The following is a 24,225-nucleotide window of genomic DNA, read 5'->3' as shown; positions in this document are numbered from 1 at the left end:
ACATCGCTCACGGTCGCTACATTGCCCATTCATGGTATCCCTTCTCGACATCATCGGCCCCGTCATGGTCGGGCCAAGCTCCAGTCACACCGCCGGCGCCTGTCGCCTGGGGCTGCTCGCGCGCTGCCTCGTGGGCGGCACGCCCGATACGGCGCACATCGAGTTGCACGGCAGCTTTGCCCGCACCGGCGAGGGACACGGCACCGACAAGGCGCTGGTGGGGGGACTGATGGGCTTTCGCCCCGACGACGAGCGGCTGCGCACGGCACTCGAAATCATGGAGCGCGAGGGCCTGCAGTATCGTTTTGAAAAGACGTCGCTCGGTGACGATGCGCACCCCAACACCGTGCGCATTGCGCTGGCGCGCGGGGGGCGCCGGTCGGTCATGGTCGGCGCCTCCCTCGGCGCGGGCCGGGTGCTGGTCACGGAAATTGACGGGTACCCGGTGGAGGTCTCGGGCAACCTGCACACGATCGTCCTGGTGGCGCACGACGTGAAGGGCTCGGTGGCTCGCATCGCCGGCATTCTCGCCGAGGCCGATGTGAACATCGCCACGCTCAAGCTGTCGCGGAAACAGCGGGGAGGTGACGCGTTCATGGTCATCGAGGTGGATGACCAACCTCGCGAGGCCGTGCGCGATGCCATTCGGGCGCTGCCGTGGGTGACGTGGGCCTTCCGCCTCGACAAGGTGAGCGCATGACCGCGCCGCTGCGTGCCGGAGCACGCTGATGTTCAAGAGTCTGGCGGACGCGATCCGCGAAGCGGAAGCGCGGCAGACCACCCTGGCTGCCGTCGCGCTCGAGGCCGAAGCGCAGGATCAGGGGCGCCCCGTGGCGGAGATCCGGGATGCGCTGCGGCGCGCGCTGCAGGTGATGCGTGGCGCCGTGGACCGCGGTCTGGTGGGGGATCTGCGCAGTGCGTCGGAACTCGTGGGTGGCGATGCCGCCAAGCTGCGGACGGGGCCGGCCGGGCCACTGGCGGGCACGGCCTTCCGCGATGTGCTGGCGCGGGCGCTGGCGGTGCAGGAGGTGAACGCGGCCATGGGGGTGATCGTGGCGGCGCCCACCGCGGGCGGGGCCGGGGTGCTTCCCGCCGTGCTCACGGGACTGGCAGTTGCCCAGGGGATCGATGAGGAACGCGTGGTCGATGCCCTGGCCACTGCCGGTCTCATTGGCGCCGTGGTGGCGGAACGGGCCTCGCTGTCGGGGGCGGAAGGCGGTTGTCAGGCCGAGACCGGGGCCGCGGCCGGTATGGCCGCCGGCGCGGCCGTGGAAATGCTGGGCGGCACGCCGCGGCAGGTGGGGCACGCGACGGCCCTGGCGCAGCAGGGCACCCTCGGGCTGGTCTGTGATCCGCTCGGCGGTCTGGTGGAATTGCCCTGCGTCTTCCGGAACGCCACCGGCGCGGCCATTGCCCTCGCGGCCATTGAAATGGCCATGGCGGGCATCGAATTCGCGATCCCGGCCGACGAAGTGATCGACACGATGGGGGAGATCGGCGCGAGCATGGACGTGCGGTACCGCGAGACCGCCGGTGGCGGGCTGGCGGCCACCCCGACCGGACGCCGGCTGGCGCGTGAGCGCCTGTACGAGCTGAAGCGCAGCGGTGGGTGAGCGGTCGCGCCCGCTGGGCGGGGCCACCGCTGCGGCGGCCGTTGCTGCCGCCGTTGCAGGGCGCGCCAGTCTGCTGCTGACCGGCCTTCTCATGGCGGGGTGCGATCCCGTGGGAGGCGGTCAGCTGCGCTGGGTGCGCCAGGGTGATGTGGTGCTGCGCGAGACCCACCGCAGTGGACGCTTCGCTGACGACGCGCTGGAAGAGGCGTCTGGCGCGGTGGTATCGGTGGGTGAGCCCGGCGTTTTCTGGAGCCAGAACGACAGCGGGAACGACGAAACGTTGTTCGCCTTCGACAGCACGGGGCGCGCCCTCGGGCGGGTGGATGTGAAGGGCGTCAGGAACCGGGACTGGGAAGCGCTGGCCACCGGACCATGCAGTGAGGGACAGTGCGTCACCATTGGCGACGTCGGCGACAACGCGGCCATTCGTGGAACGCTGACGCTGTACCAGCTCGCGGAGCCACGGACCACCGCGAGTACGGTGCGCGTGCGGCGATCACTCGATGTGCGCTATGCCGATGGTTCGTACGACGTGGAGGCGATGTACGCCGGAGCGGACGGCGGCCTGTGGCTGGTCACCAAGCGCCCCGCACGAGGCGCCGGCGGCGCGTGGCGCCCGGTGCGTGTGTACCATGTGCCGCGGGCGGCGTGGGAGCAGGGGGGCGTGTATACGGCGGCGGTGGTGGACTCGCTGCCGCTCATCCCCGAACGTGGCACCGCGCACGACTGGGTGACGGACGCCAGCCTGTCGGCGCCGCTGGTCGACGGCCGGAGACGCCTGGCCCTGCTCTCGTATGGCGCGGTGCATGTGTTCGACGCCGATCCGGCTACCGGACGTCCCGGCGCCCTGGTGGCCCGATGTGCCCTTCCCATTCGCGAGGACACGGCCGAGGGGCTCACCTGGCTCGCCGACGGCCGCCTGCTGGTCGTCACCGAGGGGCGGCAGGGCGCGATCTATGTCGGCCGCTGTCCCTGACCCGTCTTCGGCGTATCTTCCGCTGACGGCGCGGATCGTGTCGAAACGAAACCGCGCCTGCTCCCGTACGGCTCAGCAACCGAACCTCAAGGGAATCGATCATGGTCACGCGTGAGGACATCGAGGCGTTCCTCGACCGGCTCAATGCCGACGGCGCCACGTATCAGGAAGTCGAACCGGGACTCTGGGTGGTGAAGCCGGGCGGTGCGCTCGATTTCGATGTCGTTGTCACCCACAATCCGCCGGTGGTGCTGCTGCGCGTGAAGGTGATGCCCCTGCCGGCAGACGCCGCCGAATCGGCCGCGCTCAACCGTCGCCTCCTGGAGCTGAACGCCACCGACCTGTTGCATGGCGCGTACGGCATCGATGGCGATGCCGTGGTGCTCACCGAGGCGCTCGAGCTCGCGCACCTCGATTTCGAGGAGTTTCTGGCGTCGTTCGAAAGCATGACACTTTCGCTCACCGGACATTTGCGTGAGCTGGCCGCCTTCCGCGAGGCTCGCTGATCCATGGGTATCTTCGATCGTCTTTCGACGCTGATCAAGTCGAACCTGAACGACCTCATCTCCTCGGCGGAAAACCCCGAGAAGATGCTGAACCAGATCATCGTCGACATGCGCAATCAGTTGGCGAAGGCCAAGCAGCAGGTCGCCGCCGCCATCGCCGACGAGAAGCGCCTCAAGGATCAGGCGGAAGCCGAGTTCAAGTTGGCCGACGACTGGGAGAAGCGCGCCATGCTCGCGGTGCAGGAAGGGCGCGACGACCTGGCCAAGCAGGCGCTCATGCGCGGTCAGGAGCACCTGGAGCACGGGCAGCAGCTGGCGGCCACCTGGGAGGCGCACAAGCAGGAGACCGAGAAGCTCAAGCAGTCGCTGCGCGATCTCAACGACAAGATCGAGGAAGCGAAGCGCAAGAAGAACCTGCTGCTCGCGCGCCAGCGGCGTGCCGAGGCCCAGGCGCGCATCTCGCAAACGATGTCGGGGCTGTCGGAGAACTCCGCGTTCGAAGCGTTTGCGCGCATGGAGGAGAAGATCACGGCCAACGAGCGTCAGCTGCAGGCCGCGCAGGAAATCGACGAGGAGTTCAGCGGTGATCGCCTCGCCGGCGAGTTCAAGCAGCTCGAGCGCGCGTCCGGCGGCGTGTCGGCCGACTTGCAGCTGTCGGCGCTGAAGCAGCGCATGGGCATGCTGAGCGCCGGTGCCCCGGCACCGTCGCGTCAGCTTGGGGCGGGGCCCACGGAAGCGGCCGCGCCGGCCGCGCCGCCGGCGCAGCTCCCTGCCTCCACATCTCCCGCGGCGGCATCCGACGCGAGGACCGCCGAGGCCGATCTGATCGCCGAAATCGAGCGGCTCGGACAGACGAACCCGGGACGCTGAATCGGTCGGGTGATCGTGTCACCGGGTGGCACCGCGGCGTCTCCGTAGGCACGGGGACGCCGCGGTGCCATGGTACCCGTGGGTGGCGCTGCGTCGCCACGGTCCGGTGTGCACGATTCCGATGACACAGCCCGCGCGTGCATGGTGCATCGTGACGCATGAGCTCTTCATCGCGCCCGTTGCTGTCGTTGGTCAACGCCTCCGCCGAATGGCAGGCGGGGCTTCCCCCGCGGTGCCGCGCCAGCGTGCGGCTACTCGATCGGGTGCACGTCAGCGTGCGGCAGGGCGACTGCATCGTGGTGCACCATCGCGACCCGTCCAGCGCCACCGTGCTGCTGGCGGCGCTGCGGGGACACGGCGCACTGGCCGCGGGCGCGCACCTCACGGGTGAACGTCATGTCGGCGCGGGCGTGCGCATTCGGCGCTGCCGCATCAGTCTCGACACGATGCAGGCGGTGCAGGAGGGATGGCGCAGTGCGCCGCGGGAGGCGGCGGCATCGCCGGGCCGCCCCGTTGTGTACCTGCTGCGCGCCACACGGCGGCAACCCGAAGTCGACGGTACGCGTCAGCAGTGGCGGGAGTGGGCGCAGCGCGCACGCGCGGCCGGAGACGCCCTGGTGCTGGTGCCCTGGCACGTACCACACGGCGACGATCCTGCCGTTGAACGGCCTCGCGGGGCCCTGCATGAACCAACGCCGCACGGGTACCGCTTGCCCGGGGAGGGGAGCCGGGTGATGCGGCTGCACCACGGGCGCCTGTTCGACCTGCCACGGTGGGAATGATGGATCAGTGGAGGCCGCATCACGGCAACGCGCCCGAGGCCGCAGCCCCGGGCGCGCCGGTCGAGTGGCGTGTGGTGCGGCCGGCTGGCCTTACTGCCCCAGCTGATTGGCCGGGGTGCTGGCCGGGTAGTAGCGGTGGCGCACGGCGCTGCGCTTGGCGTCGATGTCCCACAGCGTGCTCTGAATCATGATGCCACGCATGCGGCGCTGGTTGGTGATGGGAGCCGGCGTGTAGCTGGAGCCCACCACGGGCGGCAGCGGCGCGAGCGCTTCGTGCGCGATCACGTCCGCCACGTTGGGATACTTCACCGTGCCGTCGGTCTTCTTCATGATGAAGACGCGGCCCACGACCGGGCGCCCGTTGATGAGCGTCTGCCCCGTCACGGGGTCCACCGGCCAGGCGGCGGGCGCGGCTGGCGCCGGAGCCGCGGCCTTCAGGGCTACGGGCTGACTGGCATCGGTCATCGCGGGCGCCAGTGAATCCGACACCACCAGCGCGTCGGCCGCGGCGCTGTCCGGGGCGGAAGTCTGCCCGGCCGACGAGTCGGTGGCCGGTGCGGCGGGTACCGCCGGCTGGGAGGGGGGCTGCACGACCAGGACCTGGGCGGCCCGGCTGCTGCGCGCCGAAACGCCCACGGCGATCAGGGCCGCGAGGACGGCGGCGTAGCGGACGCGGAATGAACGCGGTGACGAGGACGACGCTGCACGCATGGTCGGTACCGGACGAGGGTGGGGAGCCGAGGGGGTGACAGGCCCCCTACATTCAACGCGTTACTTTGCGTGGAGATCCCGCGCGTTTCAAGGTTCCTGCCTCCGCCACCTGCGCCAATGCCCGAGTTCCGCCTGTACAACACGCTCACGCGCCGCGTCGAGCCGTTCGCGCCCGCCGATGGACAGACGGTGCGCATGTACACGTGCGGACCCACGGTCTACAACGCGGCCCACCTCGGCAATTTTCGCACGTTTCTCTTCGAAGACCTGCTGCGGCGGGTGTTCCGGTTGGCCGGCTGGCACGTGGAGCAGGTCATGAACCTCACCGACGTGGATGACAAGATCATCCGCAAGGCGCAGGCGAATGGCCAGCACATTCTCGAGGTCACTGAACCCTATACCGAGCTCTTCCACACCGACCGCCGATACCTGCGGATCGAGGATGCCGAGCGGTATCCCAAGGCCACGGAGCACCTCCCGGAAATGATCGCGCTGGTCGAGCGGTTGGTGGCCAACGGCGTGGCCTACGTGGCCGACGACGGGTCGGTGTATTTCGCCATCGACCAGTTCCCCGATTACGGGAAGCTTTCGCAGCTTGACAAGCGCGAGGTGAAGAGCGGCGCACGGGTGGCGCAGGACGAATACGCCAAGGAAAACGCCCAGGACTTCGCGCTCTGGAAGGCGGCCAAGCCCGAGGATGAGGCCACCGGGGCCGCCTGGGACTCGCCCTGGGGGCGCGGCCGTCCCGGCTGGCACCTCGAGTGCTCGGCGATGGCCATGAAGTACCTCGGCGAGACATTCGATCTCCACGCCGGGGGGATCGACCTCATCTTCCCGCATCACGAGGACGAAATCGCGCAGAGCGAGGCGGCCACCGGCAAGCCGTTCGCGCGCTGCTGGTGCCACGGGGAGTTCCTGCTCACCGATGGCGCCAAGATGGCCAAGCGGGTCGGCAACGTGGCCAACGTGGTGGAGTTGCGGGAGCAGGGGATCAGCGGCACCGCCTACCGGCACTTCGTGTTCAGCGCACACTACCGCAAGCAGCTCAATCTGGGCGAGGACTCGCTCGAGCAGTCGCGGGCGGCGGTGAACCGCATTGGGGCCTTTGCCAGGCGTCTGGCCGAGGCGACCGGCGCCACGCCGGCGCTCGCCGCGGCGGCCACGCGGGCGGAGAAGGCGTTTCTCGACGCCCTGTTCGACGACCTCAACGCCCCCGAGGCCATGGCGGCGCTGTTCACCTTCATCACCGAGGCCAACCGGGAGCTCGATGCCGGGGGCACCGACGGGGCGGCGCTGGAACGGGCACGGGCGGCGTTCCGTCTCATGGATTCGGTCCTCGATCTTGTCCCGGAGCAGGATACGGAGAGCGAGCTGGCGGCGTGGGTGGAGGAGCGCCTTGCCGCCCGGCGCGCGGCCCGGGAGCGCCGTGATTTTGCCGCTGCCGACCAGGTGCGCGCCGAGCTCACGGCGCGGGGCATCCTCATTGAGGACGGGCCGGGCGGGACACGCTGGCGACGCGGCTGAGGTTGTGGCGAGTGGGGCAGGGGAGCTACCGCGCGGCACCGTGCCCCATTAGCATTGGGGTCTCCGGGAGTTCGGGTCCTTTCTGCTGACGTAGCTCAGTTGGTAGAGCAGCTGATTTGTAATCAGCAGGTCAGGGGTTCGAGCCCCCTCGTCAGCTTTCGCGGCACTCGCGCGGCGGCCGGCGGAACTTGGGTGGGGTACTCAAGTGGCCAACGAGATCAGACTGTAAATCTGACGGCGCAAGCCTTCGAAGGTTCGAATCCTTCCCCCACCATGGCAGGACCGCCGGCGCAGTGGCGGGTAGCAGTGTGTGCACGCGGGAGTAGCTCAGCTGGTAGAGCGCAAGCCTTCCAAGCTTGATGTCGCGGGTTCGAGCCCCGTCTCCCGCTCTGTGGTTGCCGGTGCAGGACGCTCACGTAGCTCAGTCGGCAGAGCACATCCTTGGTAAGGATGAGGTCACCGGTTCGATCCCGGTCGTGAGCTCTCGTTGGACCACGTCACCGCCCCCCTCGTGCCGCGCACGAGGGGGGCGGTGGCGTTTGGGGGCAGCGTGGTGCGCGGGTGCGGGGTGCGCCCGGCTGGCACTTGACCGGCAGTTCGGGCCCCGTTTGGGGGTGCGGACGGGCTGGTAAGGCGCGAATCCACGGGCACTTGCGGAGTCGGGGCCAGTGGTGTGGAGAGCTTGGGCGCGTGACTTGCGGGGGGCGTCTTGCGCTACTACGTTGCAAGGCTCACCCCACTTCGGTGAAAGCCGGAGGTGGGTCCGAACTATCGGGAATTTTCGAAGAGCTGTGACGGAGCCGGGATATGCCGCGCGAGAAGATCATCCTCGGGTGCACCGAGTGTAAGAACCGCAACTACTTCACGATGAAGAACAAGCGTCTTCATCCGGAACGCGTGGAGTGGAAGAAGTACTGCCCGCGCTGCAACAAGCATCAGCTCCACAAGGAAACCAAGTAAGCCATGACGGCACCCGTCGAGGTTTCCCGTCCGGGACTCGGCACGCGGCTGGTCACGTTCTATCATGACGTGATCGCCGAGATGAAGAAGGTGACGTGGCCGGACCGCCCGCAGCTGCAGTCGGCCACCGTCCAGATCATCGTTTTCGTGCTGATTCTCGGAGCGCTCATCGGTTTGGTGGACGTGGCGCTGCAGTTTGCGCTCGTGCGCCTGCCGTCCATGCTGTTCGGTCGCTGACGTGATGCCCATGTCCGTGTCGATGCTCGAGCACCGCTGGTACGCCATTCAGACGACGTCCGGCCACGAGAACAAGGTGCAGCGCCTGATCCAGCGCAAGATCGACATGGATCCGGCGCAGCCCGAGGATCGCCTGATTCGTCAGGCGCTCGTGCCGACGCAGGAAGTCGTGGAAATCAAGAACGGCAAGAAGGTGGCGGTGGAGCGGAAGATCTTCCCGGGGTACGTGCTCGTGGAGATGGTGGCGTCGCAGGATACGCTGCACGAGATCAACGCCATCCAGGGCGTCATCAAGTTCGTGGGCAAGGATCGCGATCCCATGCCGTTGCGCGACGACGAAGTGCGTCGGCTGCTGGGGCAGGCGGATCCGGCCGACGAGAGCCCGGTGCGCGAGGAGATTCCGTTCCTCGTGGGGCAGGCGGTGGCCATCACGGAGGGGCCGTTCGCGGACTTCAACGGGACGGTCGAGGAAATCCTGCCGGACAAGGGCAAGGTGCGGGTGTCGGTGAGCCTGTTCGGTCGGCCGACGAGCGTGGAGCTGGATTACCTGCAGTTGCGCGGGTACTGAGCTTCCGGCAGGACGCCGCCACCACTCGGCGCCAAACAACGTGGCAGCTAGACCGTTGCGGGATGGTCCCGCGGCGGAACTCGCGATGAGGAAGTCGCATGGCCAAGAAGGTCACTGGATTCGTCAAGCTGCAGATTCCTGCAGGCAAAGCGAACCCGGCGCCCCCGGTAGGTACGGCCCTCGGTCCCCAGGGTATCAACATCATGGGGTTCTGCAAGGAGTTCAACGCTCGCACGCAGGGCGGGGACATGATCATCCCCGTCGAGGTCACGATCTACGCGGACAAGTCGTTCACCTTCATTCTGAAGACTCCGCCGGCGGCGGAGCTCATCAAGAAGGAGCTCGGCGTGGACAAGGGCTCGGGTCAGCCGAACAAGGTCAAGGTGGGCACGATCACGCGGGCGCAGCTCGAGAAGATTGCGACCACGAAGATGCCCGACCTGAACTGTGAGAGCATGGAGAGCGCCGTGGCGATGATCGCCGGGGCGGCGCGGTCCATGGGCATCACGGTGAAGGATTGAGCGCATGAAGATGCATGGCAAGAAGTTCCGCGCCGCGAGTGAGCGTCGCGATCAGGCCAAGGCGTACGATTCGAAGCAGGCGATCGCGCTGGTGAAGGACATGGCGTTCGCCAAGTTCGACGAGACCGTCGAAGTGGCGATCCGTCTCGGCGTCGATCCGCGTCACGCCGATCAGGTGGTGCGTGGCACCGTCGTGTTGCCGGCCGGTACGGGCAAGACGATGCGCGTGCTCGTCATTGCCGCCGGGGCCAAGGTGCAGGAAGCGCAGGACGCGGGGGCCGACTACGTGGGCACCGAGTTTCTGCAGAAGATCAAGGACGGCTGGCTCGACTTCGACGTCCTGATCGCGACGCCTGACCAGATGGGCCAGCTGGGCCAGCTGGGTCGCGTGCTCGGGCCGCGTGGCCTGATGCCGAATCCGAAGGCCGGCACGGTCACGTTCGACGTGGCGAAGGCGGTGCGCGAGTCGAAGGGTGGCAAGATCGAGTTCCGCGTCGACAAGGGGGGGAACGTGCACGCCCCGATCGGCAAGGTGTCGTTCACCCCTGAGCAGCTCGAGTCCAACTTCTCCGCGCTGCTGGACACCATCGTGCGCGCCAAGCCGGCGGCGGCGAAGGGTGTGTACATCCGCAACGTCGCGATCTCGAGCTCCATGGGTCCTGGCGTCACCGTCGACACCACGCCGTTCCGGTAAGAGGGAGACGCGACCATGAAAGCCAAGCCGAAGGCCAAGAAGGCCGAGAAGCAGATCCTGGTGGACAGCCTGAAGGCGTCGATGGAAGGCGCGCAGGCGCTCTACTACACCGACTTCACGGGGCTGAACGTGAAGCGCATGACGGAACTCCGTCGCCGGCTGCGCAAGGCCGGGGTGGATTACGTCGTGATCAAGAACACGCTGGCGCTCCGGGCCGTGAACGAAAGCGGACTGGTGGCGCAGCGCCTGAAGGGCCCGACGGGGGTGGTGGTGGCAAAGGATGCCATCACGGCAGCCAAGGTTCTCTCCGACTTTGCGAAGGAGAACGACCAGAAGCCCGCCGTGAAGGGTGGCATCTACGAGGGCAACGCGGTCGACGAGGCGATGGTCAAGAAGCTGGCCTCGCTGCCGAACCGCGAGGAGGCGCTCTCGATCTTCGCCGGCTACCTCAACAGCATCCCGATGATGTTCGCCCTCGCCCTCGACGCCCGTAAGGCGCAGCTCGAAGGCTCCAACTGAGTTCCCCAGGCGTACGCCTGATTACACGCCCCAGGACCCCTGGGGGACATTCACGGAGAACGTTTTACCATGGCTAACACGACCCTGAGCAAGGACGAGATTCTCGACGCGATCGGCGCGATGAGCGTCATCGAGCTCTCCGAACTCATCGAAGCGTTCAAGACGAAGTTCAACGTCACCATCGCCGCGGTGGCGGCGGGCGGCGGCGGCGGCGCGGCGGCGGCGGCTCCGGCGGCAGAAGAGCAGACCGAGTTCACCGTCATCCTCAAGGAAGCCGGCGCGAAGAAGATCCAGGTCATCAAGGTGGTGCGCGAGCTCACCGGCCTGGGCCTGAAGGAAGCGAAGGACCTGGTCGACGGTGCGCCCAAGACGCTGAAGGAGAATGTGTCGAAGGACGAAGCCGCGCAGATCAAGGCCAAGCTCGAGGCCGAAGGCGCTGGCGTCGAAGTCAAGTAATCCGTCGGCCCTCCAGCCACCGGTTTACGTCGACACCCTGTAGTTCCGCCGTTGTAACGCTCCGCCCCGGGGGCTCCGGTCACGAAAAAGTGACCGGAGCCGTCGGGGACGGAGCGCTTTGCGCCCCCGGGCGGCCGACCGGCCTCCCCGGGATCGCGTGCCCCGCCAGAGGGTGAGCCCCTTAAGGATATGATGAACCAGATCTCGTTCGCGAAGCTCGAGACGGGCATGGACATGCCCCACCTGCTGGACATCCAGACGCGCGCCTTCGAGTCGCTGCTGCAACTGGATGCCGCGCAGCAGGAGCGCGAGGACGTCGGCCTCGAGCGCGTCTTCAAGGACCTGTTCCCGATCACGGATGTCCACGAGAACTTCTCGCTGGAATTCGTGCGGTACTCGCTGGGTGAGCCCAAGTACACGGTCGCCGAATGCATTGAGCGCGACATGACGTACTCGGCCCCACTCAAGGCCACCCTCCAGCTCGTCATTTTCGAGGATACCGGCGACGGCAAGCGTCCCCGGAACATCATCGAAAAGGAAGTCTATCTTGGCGAACTGCCGCTCCTCACCGAGCTCGGCACCTTCGTCATCAATGGCGCGGAGCGCGTCATCGTCTCGCAGCTCCATCGCTCGCCGGGCGTGGTGTTCGAGGAGAGCACGCACCCCAACGGCCAGCGGCTGCTGTCGTCGCGGATCATTCCGTTCCGCGGTTCGTGGGTCGAGTTCACCGTGGACATCCACGACGTGATCTACGTCCACATCGACAAGAAGAAGAAGTTCCCCGCCACGGCGTTGCTCCGGGCCTTCGGCTACGGGGAGAACCGCGACATCCTGCGGCTCTTCTTCGCCGAGCGCGAGCTCGACCTCACCAAGAAGCGCGAAACGCGCAACGACATTCGTGAGGTGCTCGGTGCCATCATTGCCGAGGACATCACGCTCGAGGGCGAGGTCACGGCCGAGGATGCGCCGAAGCCGAAGACCAAGAAGGCCAAGGCCGAACGTGAGCGCAACGAGGCGGCGCTGCTCGTGCGCGAAGGCGATGAGCTCACCGAAGAGGTGCTCAATCGGCTCGTGCGTCAGGGCGTGAAGAAGATCAAGGTGTTCGCCTCGTACACCCAGATCGACCTGCGCGACGAACAGGACGCGATCGACCGGGGCGAGCGCGACGTGCGCCGCACCCTGGCCCGCGACGTGATCGACGCCGACACCGGCGAGGTCGTGGCCGACAAGGACACGGCCCTCACCGACGCCGTCATCAAGAAGATCCGCAAGGCGGACATCGTGAAGGTGTTCGTGTTCGTCGCCTCCGGTCGCGCCGAGTCGACGCTCATCAAGAACACGCTGGCGAAGGATCCGACCAAGCACGAGGAGGAGGCGCTCAAGCAGATCTACGCGCTGCTCCGCCCGGGTGACGCGCCCAACCGCGAAACGGCCAAGCAGGCGCTCGAGCGCCTGTTCTTCTCGCCCAAGCGCTACGACCTCGGGCGCGTGGGCCGCTACAAGATCAACCAGCGCCTGCGCCTGAACACGCCCATGAGCACCACGGTCCTCACCAAGGACGACTTCGTGGAGATCATGCGCCAGCTCGTCGAGCTGCACGAGGGCCGCGGTGATGTGGACGACATCGACCAGCTGGGCAACCGCCGCATCCGCTCGGTGGGTGAGCTGATCGCGAACCAGTTCTCCGTGGGCCTCTCGCGCATGGCGCGCCTGGTCAAGGAGCGCATGTCGATCAACACCGACCCCGAGAAGATCTCGCTCGATGACCTCGTCAACGCCCGCACGGTGTCGGCGGTCATCCAGGCGTTCTTCGGGTCGTCGCAGCTGTCGCAGTTCATGGACCAGACCAACCCGCTCGCCGAACTGACGCACAAGCGGCGTCTGTCGGCGCTCGGACCGGGCGGCCTCACGCGCGAGCGCGCCGGCTTCGAAGTCCGTGACGTGCACTATTCGCAGTACGGGCGCATGTGCCCCATCGAGACGCCGGAAGGCCCGAACATCGGCCTCATCACGTCGCTCGCCTGCTTCGCCCGCGTGAACGATCTCGGCTTCATCGAGACCCCGTACCGCATCGTGAAGGATGGGCGCGTGACGGGCGAGATCGTGTGGCTCGACGCGAACCGCGAGGAAGACGCGATCATCGCGCAGGCCAACTCGAAGCTCAATCCCGACGGCACCTTCGTCGACGGGCTGGTGCTGTCGCGCAAGCGCGGCGACCTGCCGCTCGTGCCGCCCACGGACATCGACTACATGGACGTGGCGCCGGAGCAGCTGGTGTCCATTGCCGCGGCGCTCATCCCGTTCCTCGAGCACGACGACGCCAACCGCGCGCTCATGGGCTCGAACATGCAGCGCCAGGCCGTCCCGCTGCTCAATCCGGCCACGCCGCTGGTGGGCACGGGGCTCGAGGCCACGGTGGCGGTGGACTCGGGCGCGGTGATCATCGCGCGCCGGGCGGGCATCGTCACGAGCGTCACCGCCGATGAGATCATCGTCGACGCGGGGCTCATCGCCGGCGCCGTCGACACCGACCGGCCGCTGGCGCGGCTGGGCCAGCTCGATCGCTACAAGCTCAAGAAGTACTGGCGTACCAACCAGGACACCGCCATCAACCAGCGCCCGCTGGTCACGATGGGGCAGCAGGTCGCGAAGGGCGAGGTGCTCGCCGATGGCGCCGCCACCGAAATGGGGCAGCTGGCGCTCGGCCGCAACGTCACCGTGGCCTTCATGCCCTGGTACGGCCACAACTTCGAAGACGCCATCGTGCTCTCCGAGCGCCTGGTCAAGTTCGACGTGTTCTCGTCGATCCATATCCAGGAGCTCGAACTGCACGTGCGCGACACGAAGCGCGGGCAGGAAGAGATCACGCGCGAAATTCCGAACGTCGCCGAGGAGTCGCTGGTCGACCTCGACGAGCGCGGCATCGTGCGGATCGGCGCGCAGGTGAAGCCCGGCGACATCCTCGTCGGCAAGATCACGCCGAAGGGCGAGACCGAGCTGTCGCCGGAAGAGAAGCTGCTCACGGCCATCTTCGGTGAGAAGGCGAAGGACGTGAAGGACAGCTCGCTCAAGGTGCCGCCCGGCATGGAAGGCACCGTGATCGACGTCAAGATCTTCTCGCGTGTCGAAGATCAGGTGGTGGAGAAGGACCGCGGTGAGCGCATCGGTGAAGTGCGCCGCCTCGAGGGCGAGGAGAAGATCCGCGTCAACGAGGTGCGCGACGCCGAGTTGGCCACGCTCCTGACGGGCGAAACGATCCAGCTGGCGCTGAAGGCGGGCACCGTGGAAGAGGCGATCCCGGCCGGGACCGTGCTCACCGCGGAGATGCTGGCCGGCCTCCGCTTCGCGACGCTCGACCTCAAGACGTTCCGGGTGGAGAAGAAGGCGGCCAACGAGCGCGTGCGCGAGATCATCGACGCCGCGAACGAGGAGAAGAGCCGCATCGAGGAGCGGGCGGAGGAGCGCATCGACCGCATCCTGCAGCCCGACGAACTGCCGCCGGGCGTGATCCAGCTGGTGAAGGTCTACCTGGCCGAGAAGCGCAAGATCTCGGTGGGTGACAAGATGGCTGGCCGTCACGGCAACAAGGGTATCGTGGCCCGCATCGTCCCCGAGGAAGACATGCCGTTCCTGCCGAACGGTCGTCCGGTGGACATCGTGCTCAACCCGCTGGGCGTGCCGTCGCGCATGAACGTGGGGCAGATCCTGGAGACCCACTGGGGTGGGCCGCGAAGCTGCTCAACTTCTACGCGAAGACGCCGGTGTTCGAAGGCGCGAACGAGCGCGAAATCGGCCTGCTGCTGAAGCTGGCCGGGCTGCGGTGGGCGCGTGAAACGCTGGTGCTGGGCGCGGCGGCGAGCGACGCCACGCCGGCCGAAGTGAAGGCGCTGCTGGCCGACATCAAGCCGGACCGCCGTCTGCCGGACAAGGTGGAGCTGCTGGCCGACGCCAACCTGAACGACCTCAACGCCAAGGGGATGAGCCCCGAGACGAAGGCGCTGTTCAGCAAGGTGAAGGGCTTCGTGACGGCGGCGGCGCGCACGCTGGCGGAGCGCGAAACGGCGGCGGTGCAGGCGGCGATCGCCGTGCACCGGGCCGGTGACGAGCTGCCGGGCGATGCCACGGCGGCGTCGGCCGCGGCGGCCATTGCCAGCCTGGAGGCCGAGGCCGCGCTGTCGCCGGCCGACACGCTGCGCCGCATCGGGCAGCCCGCGCTGGCGGCGCTGCTGGCCGGAGACAGCGATGTGGACGCGGCCGCGGCGGAGCTCATCCGTCTGGCCGGCCTCACGCCCACGGGCAAGGCCAAGCTGCGCGACGGACGCACCGGGGAGTTCTTCACCTCGCCGGTCACGGTGGGGGAGATCTACATGCTGAAGCTGTCGCACCTCGTGGACGACAAGATTCATGCCCGCTCCATCGGACCGTACTCCCTCGTCACGCAGCAGCCGCTCGCGGGCAAGGCGCAGTTCGGTGGTCAGCGTTTCGGCGAAATGGAAGTGTGGGCGCTGGAGGCGTACGGCGCGGCGCACACGCTGCAGGAAATCCTCACGGTCAAGTCCGACGACGTGAACGGCCGCAGCCGGGTCTACGAGGCGATCGTGAAGGGGCAGAACCTGCCCGAACCGGGCATCCCGGAGTCGTTCAACGTGCTCGTGAAGGAACTCCAGGCGCTTGGCATCAAGGTGACGCTCGGGGCCAGCGATGGCACCGGCGTGGAGCTGATCGATGCCGGCGGCAACAGTAACGGCGGGGAGGAGTAACGCATGATCGATTTCCGCAGCTCGCGCGAGGCCCGCGCGTCGGCGTTCGACTACATGTCGGTCCGCATCGCTTCTCCGGAAGAGATCCGCGGCCCGAAGGACCCCAAGGAGCGCGAGCGGCTGGAGATGGCCGGCTTGCGCACCTGGTGGTCGTGGGGCGAAGTCACCAAGCCCGAAACCATCAACTACCGCTCCTTCAAGCCCGAGAAGGACGGCCTGTTCTGCGAGCGCATCTTCGGTCCCGTGAAGGACTGGGAATGCCATTGCGGCAAGTACAAGCGCATCCGCTACCGCGGCGTGATCTGCGACCGCTGCGGCGTGGAAGTCACGCTCAGCAAGGTGCGGCGCGAGCGCATGGGCCACATCGAACTGGCCGTGCCGGTTGCGCACATCTGGTTCTTCAAGACCCTGCCGAGCCCCATGGGCAACCTGCTCGACGTCACGCTGCGTGACCTCGAGAAGGTGATCTACTACAGCAACTACATCGTCATCGAGCCGGGCAATCAGGAGGTGCGTGAGCGCCAGCTGCTCGACGAGGACGAGTACCTCACGCTGCGCCAGAAGGCCAAGGCCGAGGGCGACACGGTATTCCAGTGCGATATCGGCGCGCCGGCCGTGCGGGAACTGCTCAAGCGCCTCGACGTCGACAAGACGGCCGAGGAGCTGCGGGGCTCCGTGGTGGGCGAGACGAGCCAGCATCGCAAGAAGCAGATGCTCAAGCGTCTCAAGATCGTCGATGCCTTCCGCACGTCGGGCGAGGGCGGCGAAATCCGCAATCGTCCGGAGTGGATGATCCTCGACGTCATCCCGGTCATCCCGCCCGACCTCCGTCCGCTCGTGCCGCTCGATGGCGGCCGCTTCGCGACGTCGGACCTGAACGACCTGTACCGCCGCGTCATCAATCGCAACAACCGCCTGCAGAAGCTCATCTCGCACCGCGCGCCGGAAGTCATTCTGCGCAACGAGAAGCGCATGCTGCAGGAAGCCGTCGACGCCCTGTTCGACAACGGGCGCCGCTCGAAGGCCATCCGTGGCCGCGGCAAGCGCCCGCTCAAGTCGCTCTCCGACATGCTCAAGGGCAAGCAGGGCCGGTTCCGTCAGAACCTGCTCGGCAAGCGCGTGGACTACTCGGGCCGTTCGGTCATCGTCGTGGGGCCGGAGCTCAAGCTGCACCAGTGCGGCCTGCCGAAGGCCATGGCGCTCGAGCTCTTCAAGCCGTTCATCATCCACAAGCTGGTGGAGAGTGGCGAAGCGGAGACGGTGAAGCGCGCCAAGAAGATCGTGGAGCGCGAGAACGCGATGGTGTACGAGGTGCTGGAAGGCATCATCAAGGACCACCCCGTGCTGCTCAACCGCGCGCCCACGCTCCACCGTCTGGGCATCCAGGCGTTCGAGCCGGTGCTGGTGGAAGGCAAGGCCATTCGCATTCACCCGCTCGTGACGACGGCGTTCAACGCCGACTTCGACGGTGACCAGATGGCCGTGCACGTGCCGCTCTCGTTCGAGGCGCAGATCGAGGCGCGCGTGCTCATGCTCTCCTCGAACAACATCCTCAAGCCGTCGGACGGTCGTCCGGTGGCCGAGCCGTCGCAGGACATCGTGCTGGGCTGCTACGTGGCCACCAAGGCGCCCTCGGCCGATTTCGACAAGAAGAAGGAAGATCCCAATTTCGTGAAGACGCTGCCGGCCTACGCGAGCGCGTCGGAAGTGGAAATGGCGATCGCCAACGGCCGTGCCAACTACCAGACGCCCATCCGCTGGCGCCTGGAAACCGAGTCGGGCTCGGAATGGATCGGCACCACCGCCGGACGTGTCATGTTCAACGGCATCGTCCCGAAGGCACTGCCGTTCCTGAACAAGGACATGAAGAAGAAGGCGCTCGGCGAACTGGTGTTCGAGAGCTACCGCTCGGCGGGGCTCGCGGAGACGGTGGCCATGCTCGACCGTCTCAAGGAGTTCGGCTTCCGCAACGCGACGCGCGGCGGCGTCTCCATCGGCATCGAAGACCTGCACATCCCCAAGGAGAAGCAGGTCCTGCTCACCGAGGCGTCGGAGCGCGTGGAGCGCTTCCAGCGCGCCTACGCGACGGGCAACATCACGAACGGTGAACGCTACAACAAGGTCATCGACACGTGGACGCACGCGAACACCGACATTGCCGACGCCATGGTGAAGACCATGCGCGAGTCGCAGGGCGGCTTCAATCCGGTGTTCATGATGTTCGACTCCGGCTCCCGCGGTAGCCGCGACCAGATCCGCCAGCTGGCCGGTATGCGCGGCCTCATGGCGAAGCCGCAGAAGAAGCTCACGGGTGGTATCGGCGAAATCATCGAAAATCCGATCAAGTCGAACTTCCGTGAAGGGCTGTCGGTGCTCGAGTACTTCTCGTCCACGCACGGGGCGCGCAAGGGGCTCGCGGACACGGCGCTCAAGACGGCCGACGCCGGGTACCTCACGCGTCGTCTGGTGGACGTCGCGCAGGACATGACGATTGCCGAAGAGGATTGCGGCACCATCCTGGGCATCGACACGGCGGCGCTGAAGGAAGGCGAAGACGTGATCGAGCCGCTCGCCGAGCGTCTCGTCGGCAACGTGGCGGCCGAGGATGTGTACGATCCGATGGAGCGCGATGAGGCCGGCCGTCCGCGTCTGCTGGTCGAGGCGGGCTCGCTCATTTCGGAGGAAACGGCGCAGGGCATCGAAGACGCGGGCATCGAAACGGTGAAGATCCGTTCCGTGCTCACCTGCGAAGCCAAGCGCGGCCTCTGCCGCATGTGCTACGGCCGAAACCTGGCCACCATGCAGATGGTGGATCTGGGCGAGGCGGTGGGCATCATCGCCGCGCAGTCCATCGGTGAGCCGGGCACGCAGCTCACGCTGCGGACCTTCCACGTCGGTGGCACCGCCGCGCGTATCGCCGAACAGACGGCGCGCAAGACCAAGAAGGCCGGTGTCATCGAGTTCGGCGACCGTCTCGTGACCGTCGTGAACCCGGACGGCCAGAAGGTCGTGACGTCGTACGAAGGCGAGCTCATCATCAAGGCGTCGGCCGACAAGAACGCGGCCATCGAGGCGCGCCTCCAGGTACCGCTCGGCGCGTACCTCATGGTCGAGGACGGCCAGGCCGTGAAGAAGGAAGACACGGTGTTCACGTGGGACCCGTACTCGAATCCGATCATCGCGGATGTCGAGGGAACGGTGCGCTTCGTGGACCTCGTGGAAGACGAATCGCTGGCCGAGGAACTCGACGAACTCACGGGTCTCCGTCAGCGCGTCGTGATCGAAGACCGCGAGAAGAAGCTGCACCCGCACATCGAGATCTGGCAGAACAAGGGCGGCAAGGAGAAGCGCGTGCGCGACTTCATCCTGCCCGTGGGCGCCGTGATCACGATCGAGGATGGCGAGGAGATCAAGGCCGGCACCATTCTGGCCAAGATCAGCCGCGAGGCATACAAGACCCGCGACATCACCGGTGGTCTGCCGCGCGTGGCCGAGCTGTTCGAGGCGCGCCGGCCGAAGGACCCGGCGACGATCTCCGAGGTGGACGGGTTCGTGCGGTTCGGCGAGATCAAGCGCGGCAAGCGCGAGGTGTTCGTGCGCCCGGCCGTCATCGACCGCGGCGTGTGGCAGGTGGACGAAAGCCAGGCGGAGCAGGTGTACGAAGTGCCGTCCGGCAAGCACCTGCGCGTGCACGAGGGCGACCGTGTGCGCGCCGGTGACCGCATCAGCGAGGGCCCGGTCAACCCGCACGACATTCTGCGCATCAAGGGGCCGCGCGCGGTGCAGGAGTACCTCCTGAACGAAGTCCAGGAGGTCTACCGCCTGCAGGGCGTGAAGATCAACGACAAGCACATCGGCGTGATCGTCAAGCAGATGCTGCAGAAGGTGCGCATCGTGGATTCGGGCGACACCGAGATGCTCGAGGGCGAGCATGTCGATCGCGCGGTCTTCCGGGAGACGAACGAGGACGCCAAGAAGCGGAAGATCACGCCGGCCACGGCGGAGCCCCTGCTGCTTGGCATCACGAAGGCCTCGCTCACCACGCAGTCGTTCGTGTCCGCGGCCTCCTTCCAGGAGACCACGCGCGTCCTCACCGACGCGGCCATTCGTGGCTCGCGCGATGACCTGCTGGGGCTCAAGGAGAACATCATCATCGGTCACCTCATCCCGGCCGGTACGGGCATGTACCGCTACCAGGAAGTGGACGTCGAGAGCGATGCCCTCCCCGAGCCGGAGCCGCTGCCGGAAGCGATCGAACCCAACTTCGATGCGCTGCTGCCGAGCTTCGAACCGTCGGCATTCACCATGCCGGACGAGTGAGAGCAGGAATGACACAGGGGGCGGGCCGAAAGGTCCGCCCCCTGTGTCGTTCCTGCCCCATGAGACGTGAGATCCGAGAAGTGAGAATGCGAGTTGAGATGGTGAGCCCGAGAGTCGAGCCCGGATCGCGGTGAGAATTGAGCGGGCTCGCGGTGAGCGTCGAGGGGGACGACGCGGGTGCGTTGGCGTGATACAACGCGAGGGATTCGGGTGACACCTCGTTGGCCGCGTGCGCCTATCCTGGCGGATGACCCACAACCCACTCTCGCTCAAGGTCGTGCAGCGCGCGTTCGCTCTCTCGGTCGACGTGCATCGCATGGCCGATCAGGCACAGGACGCCATGGCGCGGTTGTCGCCCGGTATGCGCAATCAGCTGCTGCGTGCCGTGAACTCGATTGCGCTCAACCTCGCCGAAGGCACCGGCCATCCGTCGCCCGCCAAGGTCGCCGCCCTCTGCAACACCGCCATCGGCTCCTGCAATGAGGTCGAGCTGCAACTTCGACTCGCTCGCGCCCTCGACATCATCGCGGCCCATGACGAACCCCTGATCGACGAAGTCATCGAAGTCCGTCGCATGACCTTCGGCTTCCGCAAACACGTGCTCGCCAAGCCGGACCACCCGTAGGCTCTCTCAACTCTCACCGCGATCCCGGCTCGATTCTCAGCCTCGGGCCACTCCATTCTCCCGCTCAGTGCTCACGCCTCACCGTCTCCGGCGCGCGCCGACGGGCGGCGAGGGTGGCGGCCGTGTCCAGCCACGCACTCATCTGCTTCTTCGCCGCATCCACCGGTTTCGCGGTACCGGCTTCGGCCGTGGTCACGCCTTCGGTCGCCCGCGTGAAGCGTCCCGTGCGGACATCGGTCAGCATCGTCACCATCGCCACCGAATCGCCGCGGGCGATGACCCATCCGCTCACGACATAATCGGCGCGCAGCGCCCAGCCCACCGACATCTTGTCGGGGAGCGTGCGGGTGGCCCGTTCGGTCACGTCAGCCGGTACCACCTCGAACCGATCCGCCGGGATGGCCTCGCGCAGTTCGCTGGCCGCGCTCCGTGCCAGCGCGCTCACGTCACGCCTGCCCGTGGCATTGGTAAAGGCGGCCACCACGATGCGCAGGCGGCCGTCGGCAGGTGGCGCCATGAGTGGCGCGACGGGCATGTTCGGCCGCGAGGCGCTGCGGGCGTCGAACGCCAACGACGGTACGCCACTCCCCGCGTCGGCCGGCGACATCTCCGGCCGCACGAAGCGCGGCGCGTTGGCCAGCGTGACCTCCATCGCCCTGATCGCACGGGTCATGGAGTCGGCGAAGATGCGACCCACCTCGGCGAGCAGCAGCGTGCGATCGATCCGGGTGCTGTCGGCGGCCGGTGCCGTTGGCGTCGCGCCGCGGGTCTCCGCGCTGCGCTGGCGCCGGGTTACCGCCGCGGCAATCGCCAGCGATTCGGCCCGTGTGATCACGAACGGCGTCACCGCCTCCATGGGGGCTTCATCGGCGAGGCGAGGCGCCGCGCTGGAGTCGGTCTGCGCACCGGCCGTCGGCTCGGCCGGTGCGGTGAGGGGCGTCCCGGTGCGGCCACCCGGACCGGCGTCACGTGCCTCCAGCGAGTCCGCCACGCCACGTGGAGGCGGGCGGTCGGGCACGACGGCCCAGAGCAGTGCGCCAAGCACGGCCACGGCGCCCGCCGCGCCAAGCGCGCGGGCACGTCGGGGCCCGGCAAAGACACTGGAGGGCCCGCGCACGCCGAGTGAATGTCCCGACATGGGCGGAAGCGCCTCGAGGGTGGCGAGGAGCGCCTGCGCCGTCTGGGGGCGCTTGGCCGCATCCTTGGCGAGACAGTGCATGATGAGCTCAGACAGCGGCTCGGGGATGTCGCTCACCGTACGATGCGGTGGCTCCGGCATGACCGTCAGTTGGGCCGCCAAGGTGGCCTGTGGTGAGGCCCCGCTGAACGGGCTCTTGCCGGTGAGCAGCTCGTAGGCCAGCAGCCCCACGGCGTACAGGTCCACGCGATGGTCGGCGGCCGGGTCCGCCGCCAGCTGCTCAGGCGCCATGTAGGCCGGCGTGCCGATCGCCATGCCGGTGCTCGTGCCGCTGTGCACCGGCACCGAGGCGCTCAGCGCCTTGGCGACCCCGAAATCGGTGACCAGTGCGTGCATACCCGACGTGAGGATGTTGTCGGGCTTGATGTCCCGGTGCACCACGCCACGTCCATGGGCATAGGCGAGGGCGTCGACCACATCGTGCAGGATGCGCACCACGTCGCGGGGCGAGAGCCGCCCGTGACGGGTGAGGGTGCCACGAAGCGACTCCCCCTCGATGTAGGGCATGGAAAACCAGAGCAACCCGTGGTCATCGCCCGCGGCAATGAGCGGCACGATATGCGGGTGCTGCAACTGCGCTGCCAGCTGGATCTCGCGGCGGAAGCGTTCCACATTCATGCCCGCCGCGAGCTCCGGCGGCAGCACCTTCACGACCACCGTCCGGTTGAGGGCCCGTTCGGTCGCCACGAATACCCGCGACATGCCGGCGCCACCGAGTTCCCGGTCGATGTGAAACCCGGGGTCCAAGGCGCGCTGGAGGCGCTCCAGAAAATCAGTCACGGCGGTCGTTCCCCGATCGATGCGGCGTCATCATGGTCACCTGCAGTCTACGCTCGTCAGCCCCGTCTGTTACGACACCGCCGGGGTGGTCATGGTGCCGTGGGGCGCCGGGAAACCAGGGGGGGCGGCCGGAACCCACCGCCACGATGCCCCGAGCCGCGAGCGGTGCGCGGCTACGGGGCTTCGCGAGAGACGCGCGGGGGCATGTCCACGAGGCGCCGGGTGCCTTTGCGCAGCGGCATCGTGAGCAAGGCCCCGGCGGTGGTGTGCTCGCGCTCGTCAAAATGGGTATCGATGCCGTAGACGAGGCGCGACCGGTCGATCGTCATGAACGTGCCGAAGAGCCGGTCCCACACCGCGAAGACGTTGCCGTAGTTGGCGTCCGTGTGCGGCAGCACGTAGTGGTGGTGAACCTTGTGCATGTCGGGCGAGACGACGACCCACGACAGGGCCCGGTCGAGCGCCGCGGGGAGGGCGATGTTCGCGTGGTTGAACTGGCTGAGCACCACGCTCAGGCTCTGGTAGAGGAACACGAGCCACATGGGGGCGCCGGTGACGGCCACGGCGAGCAGCGTGAACACGAAGCGGACGACGCTCTCGCCGGGGTGGTGGCGGTTGGCGGTCGTCGTGTCAACGTGGCGGTCCGAGTGGTGGACGAGATGGAGACGCCAGAGCAGCGGCGTCTTGTGCTCGACGAAGTGCGGCAGCCACGCCCCCACGAGATCGAGGACGAGGAGCCCGATGAGAGCCTGCATGGCGAGTGGCAGGGCGGCGAGCCACGGCAGCAGCCCCACACCGGCCGCGTCCGCCCATGCCGACGTGCGCAGCAGCAGAAACGCGAGCGCGAAGTTGACGATGATCGTCGTGCCGGTGAAGAAGACGTTCACCAGCGCGTGACCCCCCTTGGCGTAGGGCCGCCGGTCGAGCGGGGCCGCCAGTTCCCAGAGCCAGAAGAACGCAATGCCCCCCGCGAGGATCAGTGAGCGGTGGCTGCTGGGAATGGTGGTGAAGTAGGCGACGAGTCCGTCCATGCCCCGGAACATTCCCCGGGCGCTCCGCGCTGTCTAGGGCGCAGCCCGGCCGCGTCCCCGCAGCACCACGCCGGGACGCGCGCCGGTCACCTCCCCATTCCGCACGACGGCCACGCCGCTGACGAACACGTGGGGAATCCCCACTGGATACTGGTGGGGCGCTTCGAAGGTGGCCCGGTCGGCCACGGTGGCCGGGTCGAAGACCACCAGATCCGCCACCGCCCCCGGTTGGAGGCGCCCGCGGTCCGCCAGCCCGAGCATCGAGGCCGGCGCCGAGGTCATGCGACGCACGGCTTCCTCGAGGCTGATCACGCGCCGCTCCCGCACGTAGCGCCCCAGCACTCGCGGGTAGGTCCCGTAGGCGCGTGGGTGGGGACTCGAGACCCCGAAGGCCACCAGTGCCCCGTCGGACCCGATCATGCCGTACGGCGAAGCCAGCAGCCGCTCCACGTCGCCTTCGTCGAAGGAGTGGAAGATGGCACTGCAGCCACCGCGGCGAACGAGTTCGAGAATCAGCGCCGAGATTGCCTCGGGGCTGACGGCCGTGCGGCGGGCGGCCAGGACGTCAGCCAGG

The 24,225-nt window shown here is 67.5% G+C and carries 20 protein-coding genes, 4 tRNA genes and 1 pseudogene; 21 read left to right on the top strand and 4 right to left on the bottom strand.

The genetic code is table 11. The annotated features are described in order from the left end of the window. Positions 1 to 31: 31 nt before the first annotated feature. The 6 genes from sdaAB to LW840_RS13030 all read left to right on the top strand — a co-directional run bounded on the left by sdaAB (position 32) and on the right by LW840_RS13030 (position 4,747). Positions 32 to 700 carry an L-serine ammonia-lyase, iron-sulfur-dependent subunit beta gene (sdaAB, locus tag LW840_RS13055; RefSeq protein ID WP_291263387.1) on the top strand — a complete coding sequence of 223 codons (669 nt, stop codon included), beginning with the start codon at positions 32 to 34 and terminating at the stop codon, positions 698 to 700. A 28-nt stretch (positions 701 to 728) separates the two neighbouring features. Beyond that, positions 729 to 1,613 carry an L-serine ammonia-lyase, iron-sulfur-dependent, subunit alpha gene (gene sdaAA, locus LW840_RS13050; RefSeq protein WP_291277120.1) on the top strand — a complete coding sequence of 295 codons (885 nt, stop codon included), beginning with the start codon at positions 729 to 731 and terminating at the stop codon, positions 1,611 to 1,613. Beyond that, positions 1,606 to 2,589 (top strand): hypothetical protein, encoded by a 984-nt coding sequence (locus tag LW840_RS13045; RefSeq protein ID WP_291273149.1) that lies wholly within the window; start codon positions 1,606 to 1,608, stop codon positions 2,587 to 2,589. The genes sdaAA and LW840_RS13045 overlap by 8 nt, the downstream gene beginning before the upstream one ends. Positions 2,590 to 2,690: 101 nt before the next feature. After that, the gene (locus LW840_RS13040; protein ID WP_291263384.1) at positions 2,691 to 3,095 is read left to right on the top strand and encodes a YbjN domain-containing protein; all 405 of its coding nucleotides are present in this window, start codon (positions 2,691 to 2,693) and stop codon (positions 3,093 to 3,095) included. Between the two features lie 3 nt (positions 3,096 to 3,098). After that, the gene (locus LW840_RS13035) at positions 3,099 to 3,965 is read left to right on the top strand and encodes a PspA/IM30 family protein (protein WP_291263383.1); all 867 of its coding nucleotides are present in this window, start codon (positions 3,099 to 3,101) and stop codon (positions 3,963 to 3,965) included. Between the two features lie 158 nt (positions 3,966 to 4,123). After that, the gene (locus LW840_RS13030) at positions 4,124 to 4,747 is read left to right on the top strand and encodes a hypothetical protein (protein WP_291277119.1); all 624 of its coding nucleotides are present in this window, start codon (positions 4,124 to 4,126) and stop codon (positions 4,745 to 4,747) included. Positions 4,748 to 4,837: 90 nt separating this feature from the next. Here LW840_RS13030 and LW840_RS13025 read toward each other — a convergent pair whose 3' ends face one another. Next, positions 4,838 to 5,458 carry a hypothetical protein gene (locus tag LW840_RS13025; RefSeq protein WP_291277118.1) on the bottom strand — a complete coding sequence of 207 codons (621 nt, stop codon included), beginning with the start codon at positions 5,456 to 5,458 and terminating at the stop codon, positions 4,838 to 4,840. Between the two features lie 117 nt (positions 5,459 to 5,575). Here LW840_RS13025 and cysS point away from each other — a divergent pair, with 117 nt between their 5' ends. From cysS to LW840_RS12945, 15 genes and pseudogenes are all read left to right on the top strand, one after another. Beyond that, positions 5,576 to 6,982: a cysteine--tRNA ligase gene (gene cysS / locus LW840_RS13020; protein WP_291263380.1), complete on the top strand. Its 1,407-nt coding sequence runs from the start codon at positions 5,576 to 5,578 to the stop codon at positions 6,980 to 6,982. Between the two features lie 84 nt (positions 6,983 to 7,066). Continuing rightward, positions 7,067 to 7,139, top strand: a tRNA-Thr gene (locus LW840_RS13015). 34 nt (positions 7,140 to 7,173) lie between these two features. Continuing rightward, positions 7,174 to 7,256 (top strand) — tRNA-Tyr (locus LW840_RS13010). 42 nt (positions 7,257 to 7,298) lie between these two features. Beyond that, positions 7,299 to 7,371, top strand: a tRNA-Gly gene (locus tag LW840_RS13005). Positions 7,372 to 7,392: 21 nt separating this feature from the next. Then, positions 7,393 to 7,465, top strand: a tRNA-Thr gene (locus LW840_RS13000). A gap of 324 nt (positions 7,466 to 7,789) precedes the next feature. Beyond that, on the top strand, positions 7,790 to 7,942 hold the full coding sequence (gene rpmG / locus LW840_RS12995) for a 50S ribosomal protein L33 (RefSeq protein ID WP_291164129.1): 153 nt from the start codon (positions 7,790 to 7,792) through the stop codon (positions 7,940 to 7,942). Positions 7,943 to 7,945: 3 nt separating this feature from the next. After that, positions 7,946 to 8,179, top strand: a complete 234-nt coding sequence (secE, locus tag LW840_RS12990; protein WP_291263637.1) for a preprotein translocase subunit SecE — start codon at positions 7,946 to 7,948, stop codon at positions 8,177 to 8,179. 10 nt (positions 8,180 to 8,189) lie between these two features. Then, entirely contained in the window at positions 8,190 to 8,747 is a 558-nt protein-coding gene (gene nusG / locus LW840_RS12985) for a transcription termination/antitermination protein NusG (protein ID WP_291263638.1), read from the top strand. Between the two features lie 98 nt (positions 8,748 to 8,845). Next, the gene (rplK, locus tag LW840_RS12980) at positions 8,846 to 9,268 is read left to right on the top strand and encodes a 50S ribosomal protein L11 (RefSeq protein WP_291263639.1); all 423 of its coding nucleotides are present in this window, start codon (positions 8,846 to 8,848) and stop codon (positions 9,266 to 9,268) included. 4 nt (positions 9,269 to 9,272) lie between these two features. Further along, positions 9,273 to 9,962, top strand: a complete 690-nt coding sequence (rplA, locus tag LW840_RS12975) for a 50S ribosomal protein L1 (protein ID WP_291263640.1) — start codon at positions 9,273 to 9,275, stop codon at positions 9,960 to 9,962. Positions 9,963 to 9,977: 15 nt separating this feature from the next. After that, a complete protein-coding gene (gene rplJ, locus LW840_RS12970; RefSeq protein ID WP_291263641.1) occupies positions 9,978 to 10,481 on the top strand; it encodes a 50S ribosomal protein L10 in 504 nt (167 codons plus the stop codon). A 69-nt stretch (positions 10,482 to 10,550) separates the two neighbouring features. Further along, on the top strand, positions 10,551 to 10,937 hold the full coding sequence (gene rplL, locus LW840_RS12965) for a 50S ribosomal protein L7/L12 (protein WP_291263642.1): 387 nt from the start codon (positions 10,551 to 10,553) through the stop codon (positions 10,935 to 10,937). A 192-nt stretch (positions 10,938 to 11,129) separates the two neighbouring features. Beyond that, positions 11,130 to 15,697: pseudogene (rpoB, locus tag LW840_RS12960) on the top strand (DNA-directed RNA polymerase subunit beta). Between the two features lie 3 nt (positions 15,698 to 15,700). Then, entirely contained in the window at positions 15,701 to 20,017 is a 4,317-nt protein-coding gene (gene rpoC / locus LW840_RS12950) for a DNA-directed RNA polymerase subunit beta' (protein ID WP_291277115.1), read from the top strand. Between the two features lie 247 nt (positions 20,018 to 20,264). Then, positions 20,265 to 20,642 carry a four helix bundle protein gene (locus LW840_RS12945; RefSeq protein WP_291277114.1) on the top strand — a complete coding sequence of 126 codons (378 nt, stop codon included), beginning with the start codon at positions 20,265 to 20,267 and terminating at the stop codon, positions 20,640 to 20,642. Positions 20,643 to 20,706: 64 nt separating this feature from the next. Here the strand turns inward: LW840_RS12945 and LW840_RS12940 are convergent, their stop codons facing one another. From LW840_RS12940 to LW840_RS12930, 3 genes are all read right to left on the bottom strand, one after another. Beyond that, positions 20,707 to 22,620, bottom strand: a complete 1,914-nt coding sequence (locus LW840_RS12940) for a serine/threonine-protein kinase (RefSeq protein WP_291277113.1) — start codon at positions 22,618 to 22,620, stop codon at positions 20,707 to 20,709. A 173-nt stretch (positions 22,621 to 22,793) separates the two neighbouring features. After that, the gene (locus LW840_RS12935; protein WP_291266620.1) at positions 22,794 to 23,651 is read right to left on the bottom strand and encodes a sterol desaturase family protein; all 858 of its coding nucleotides are present in this window, start codon (positions 23,649 to 23,651) and stop codon (positions 22,794 to 22,796) included. Between the two features lie 33 nt (positions 23,652 to 23,684). Then, positions 23,685 to 24,225, bottom strand: a 541-nt coding sequence (locus tag LW840_RS12930) for an amidohydrolase family protein (RefSeq protein ID WP_291277112.1), incomplete at its 5' end; no start/stop codon positions are given.

Source organism: Gemmatimonas sp., assembly GCF_021298855.1.
Classification (GTDB): Bacteria; Gemmatimonadota; Gemmatimonadetes; order Gemmatimonadales; family Gemmatimonadaceae; genus Gemmatimonas.
Note: the sequence above shows the minus strand (reverse complement) of the source record. Positions and strands in the feature narration are given on the sequence as shown.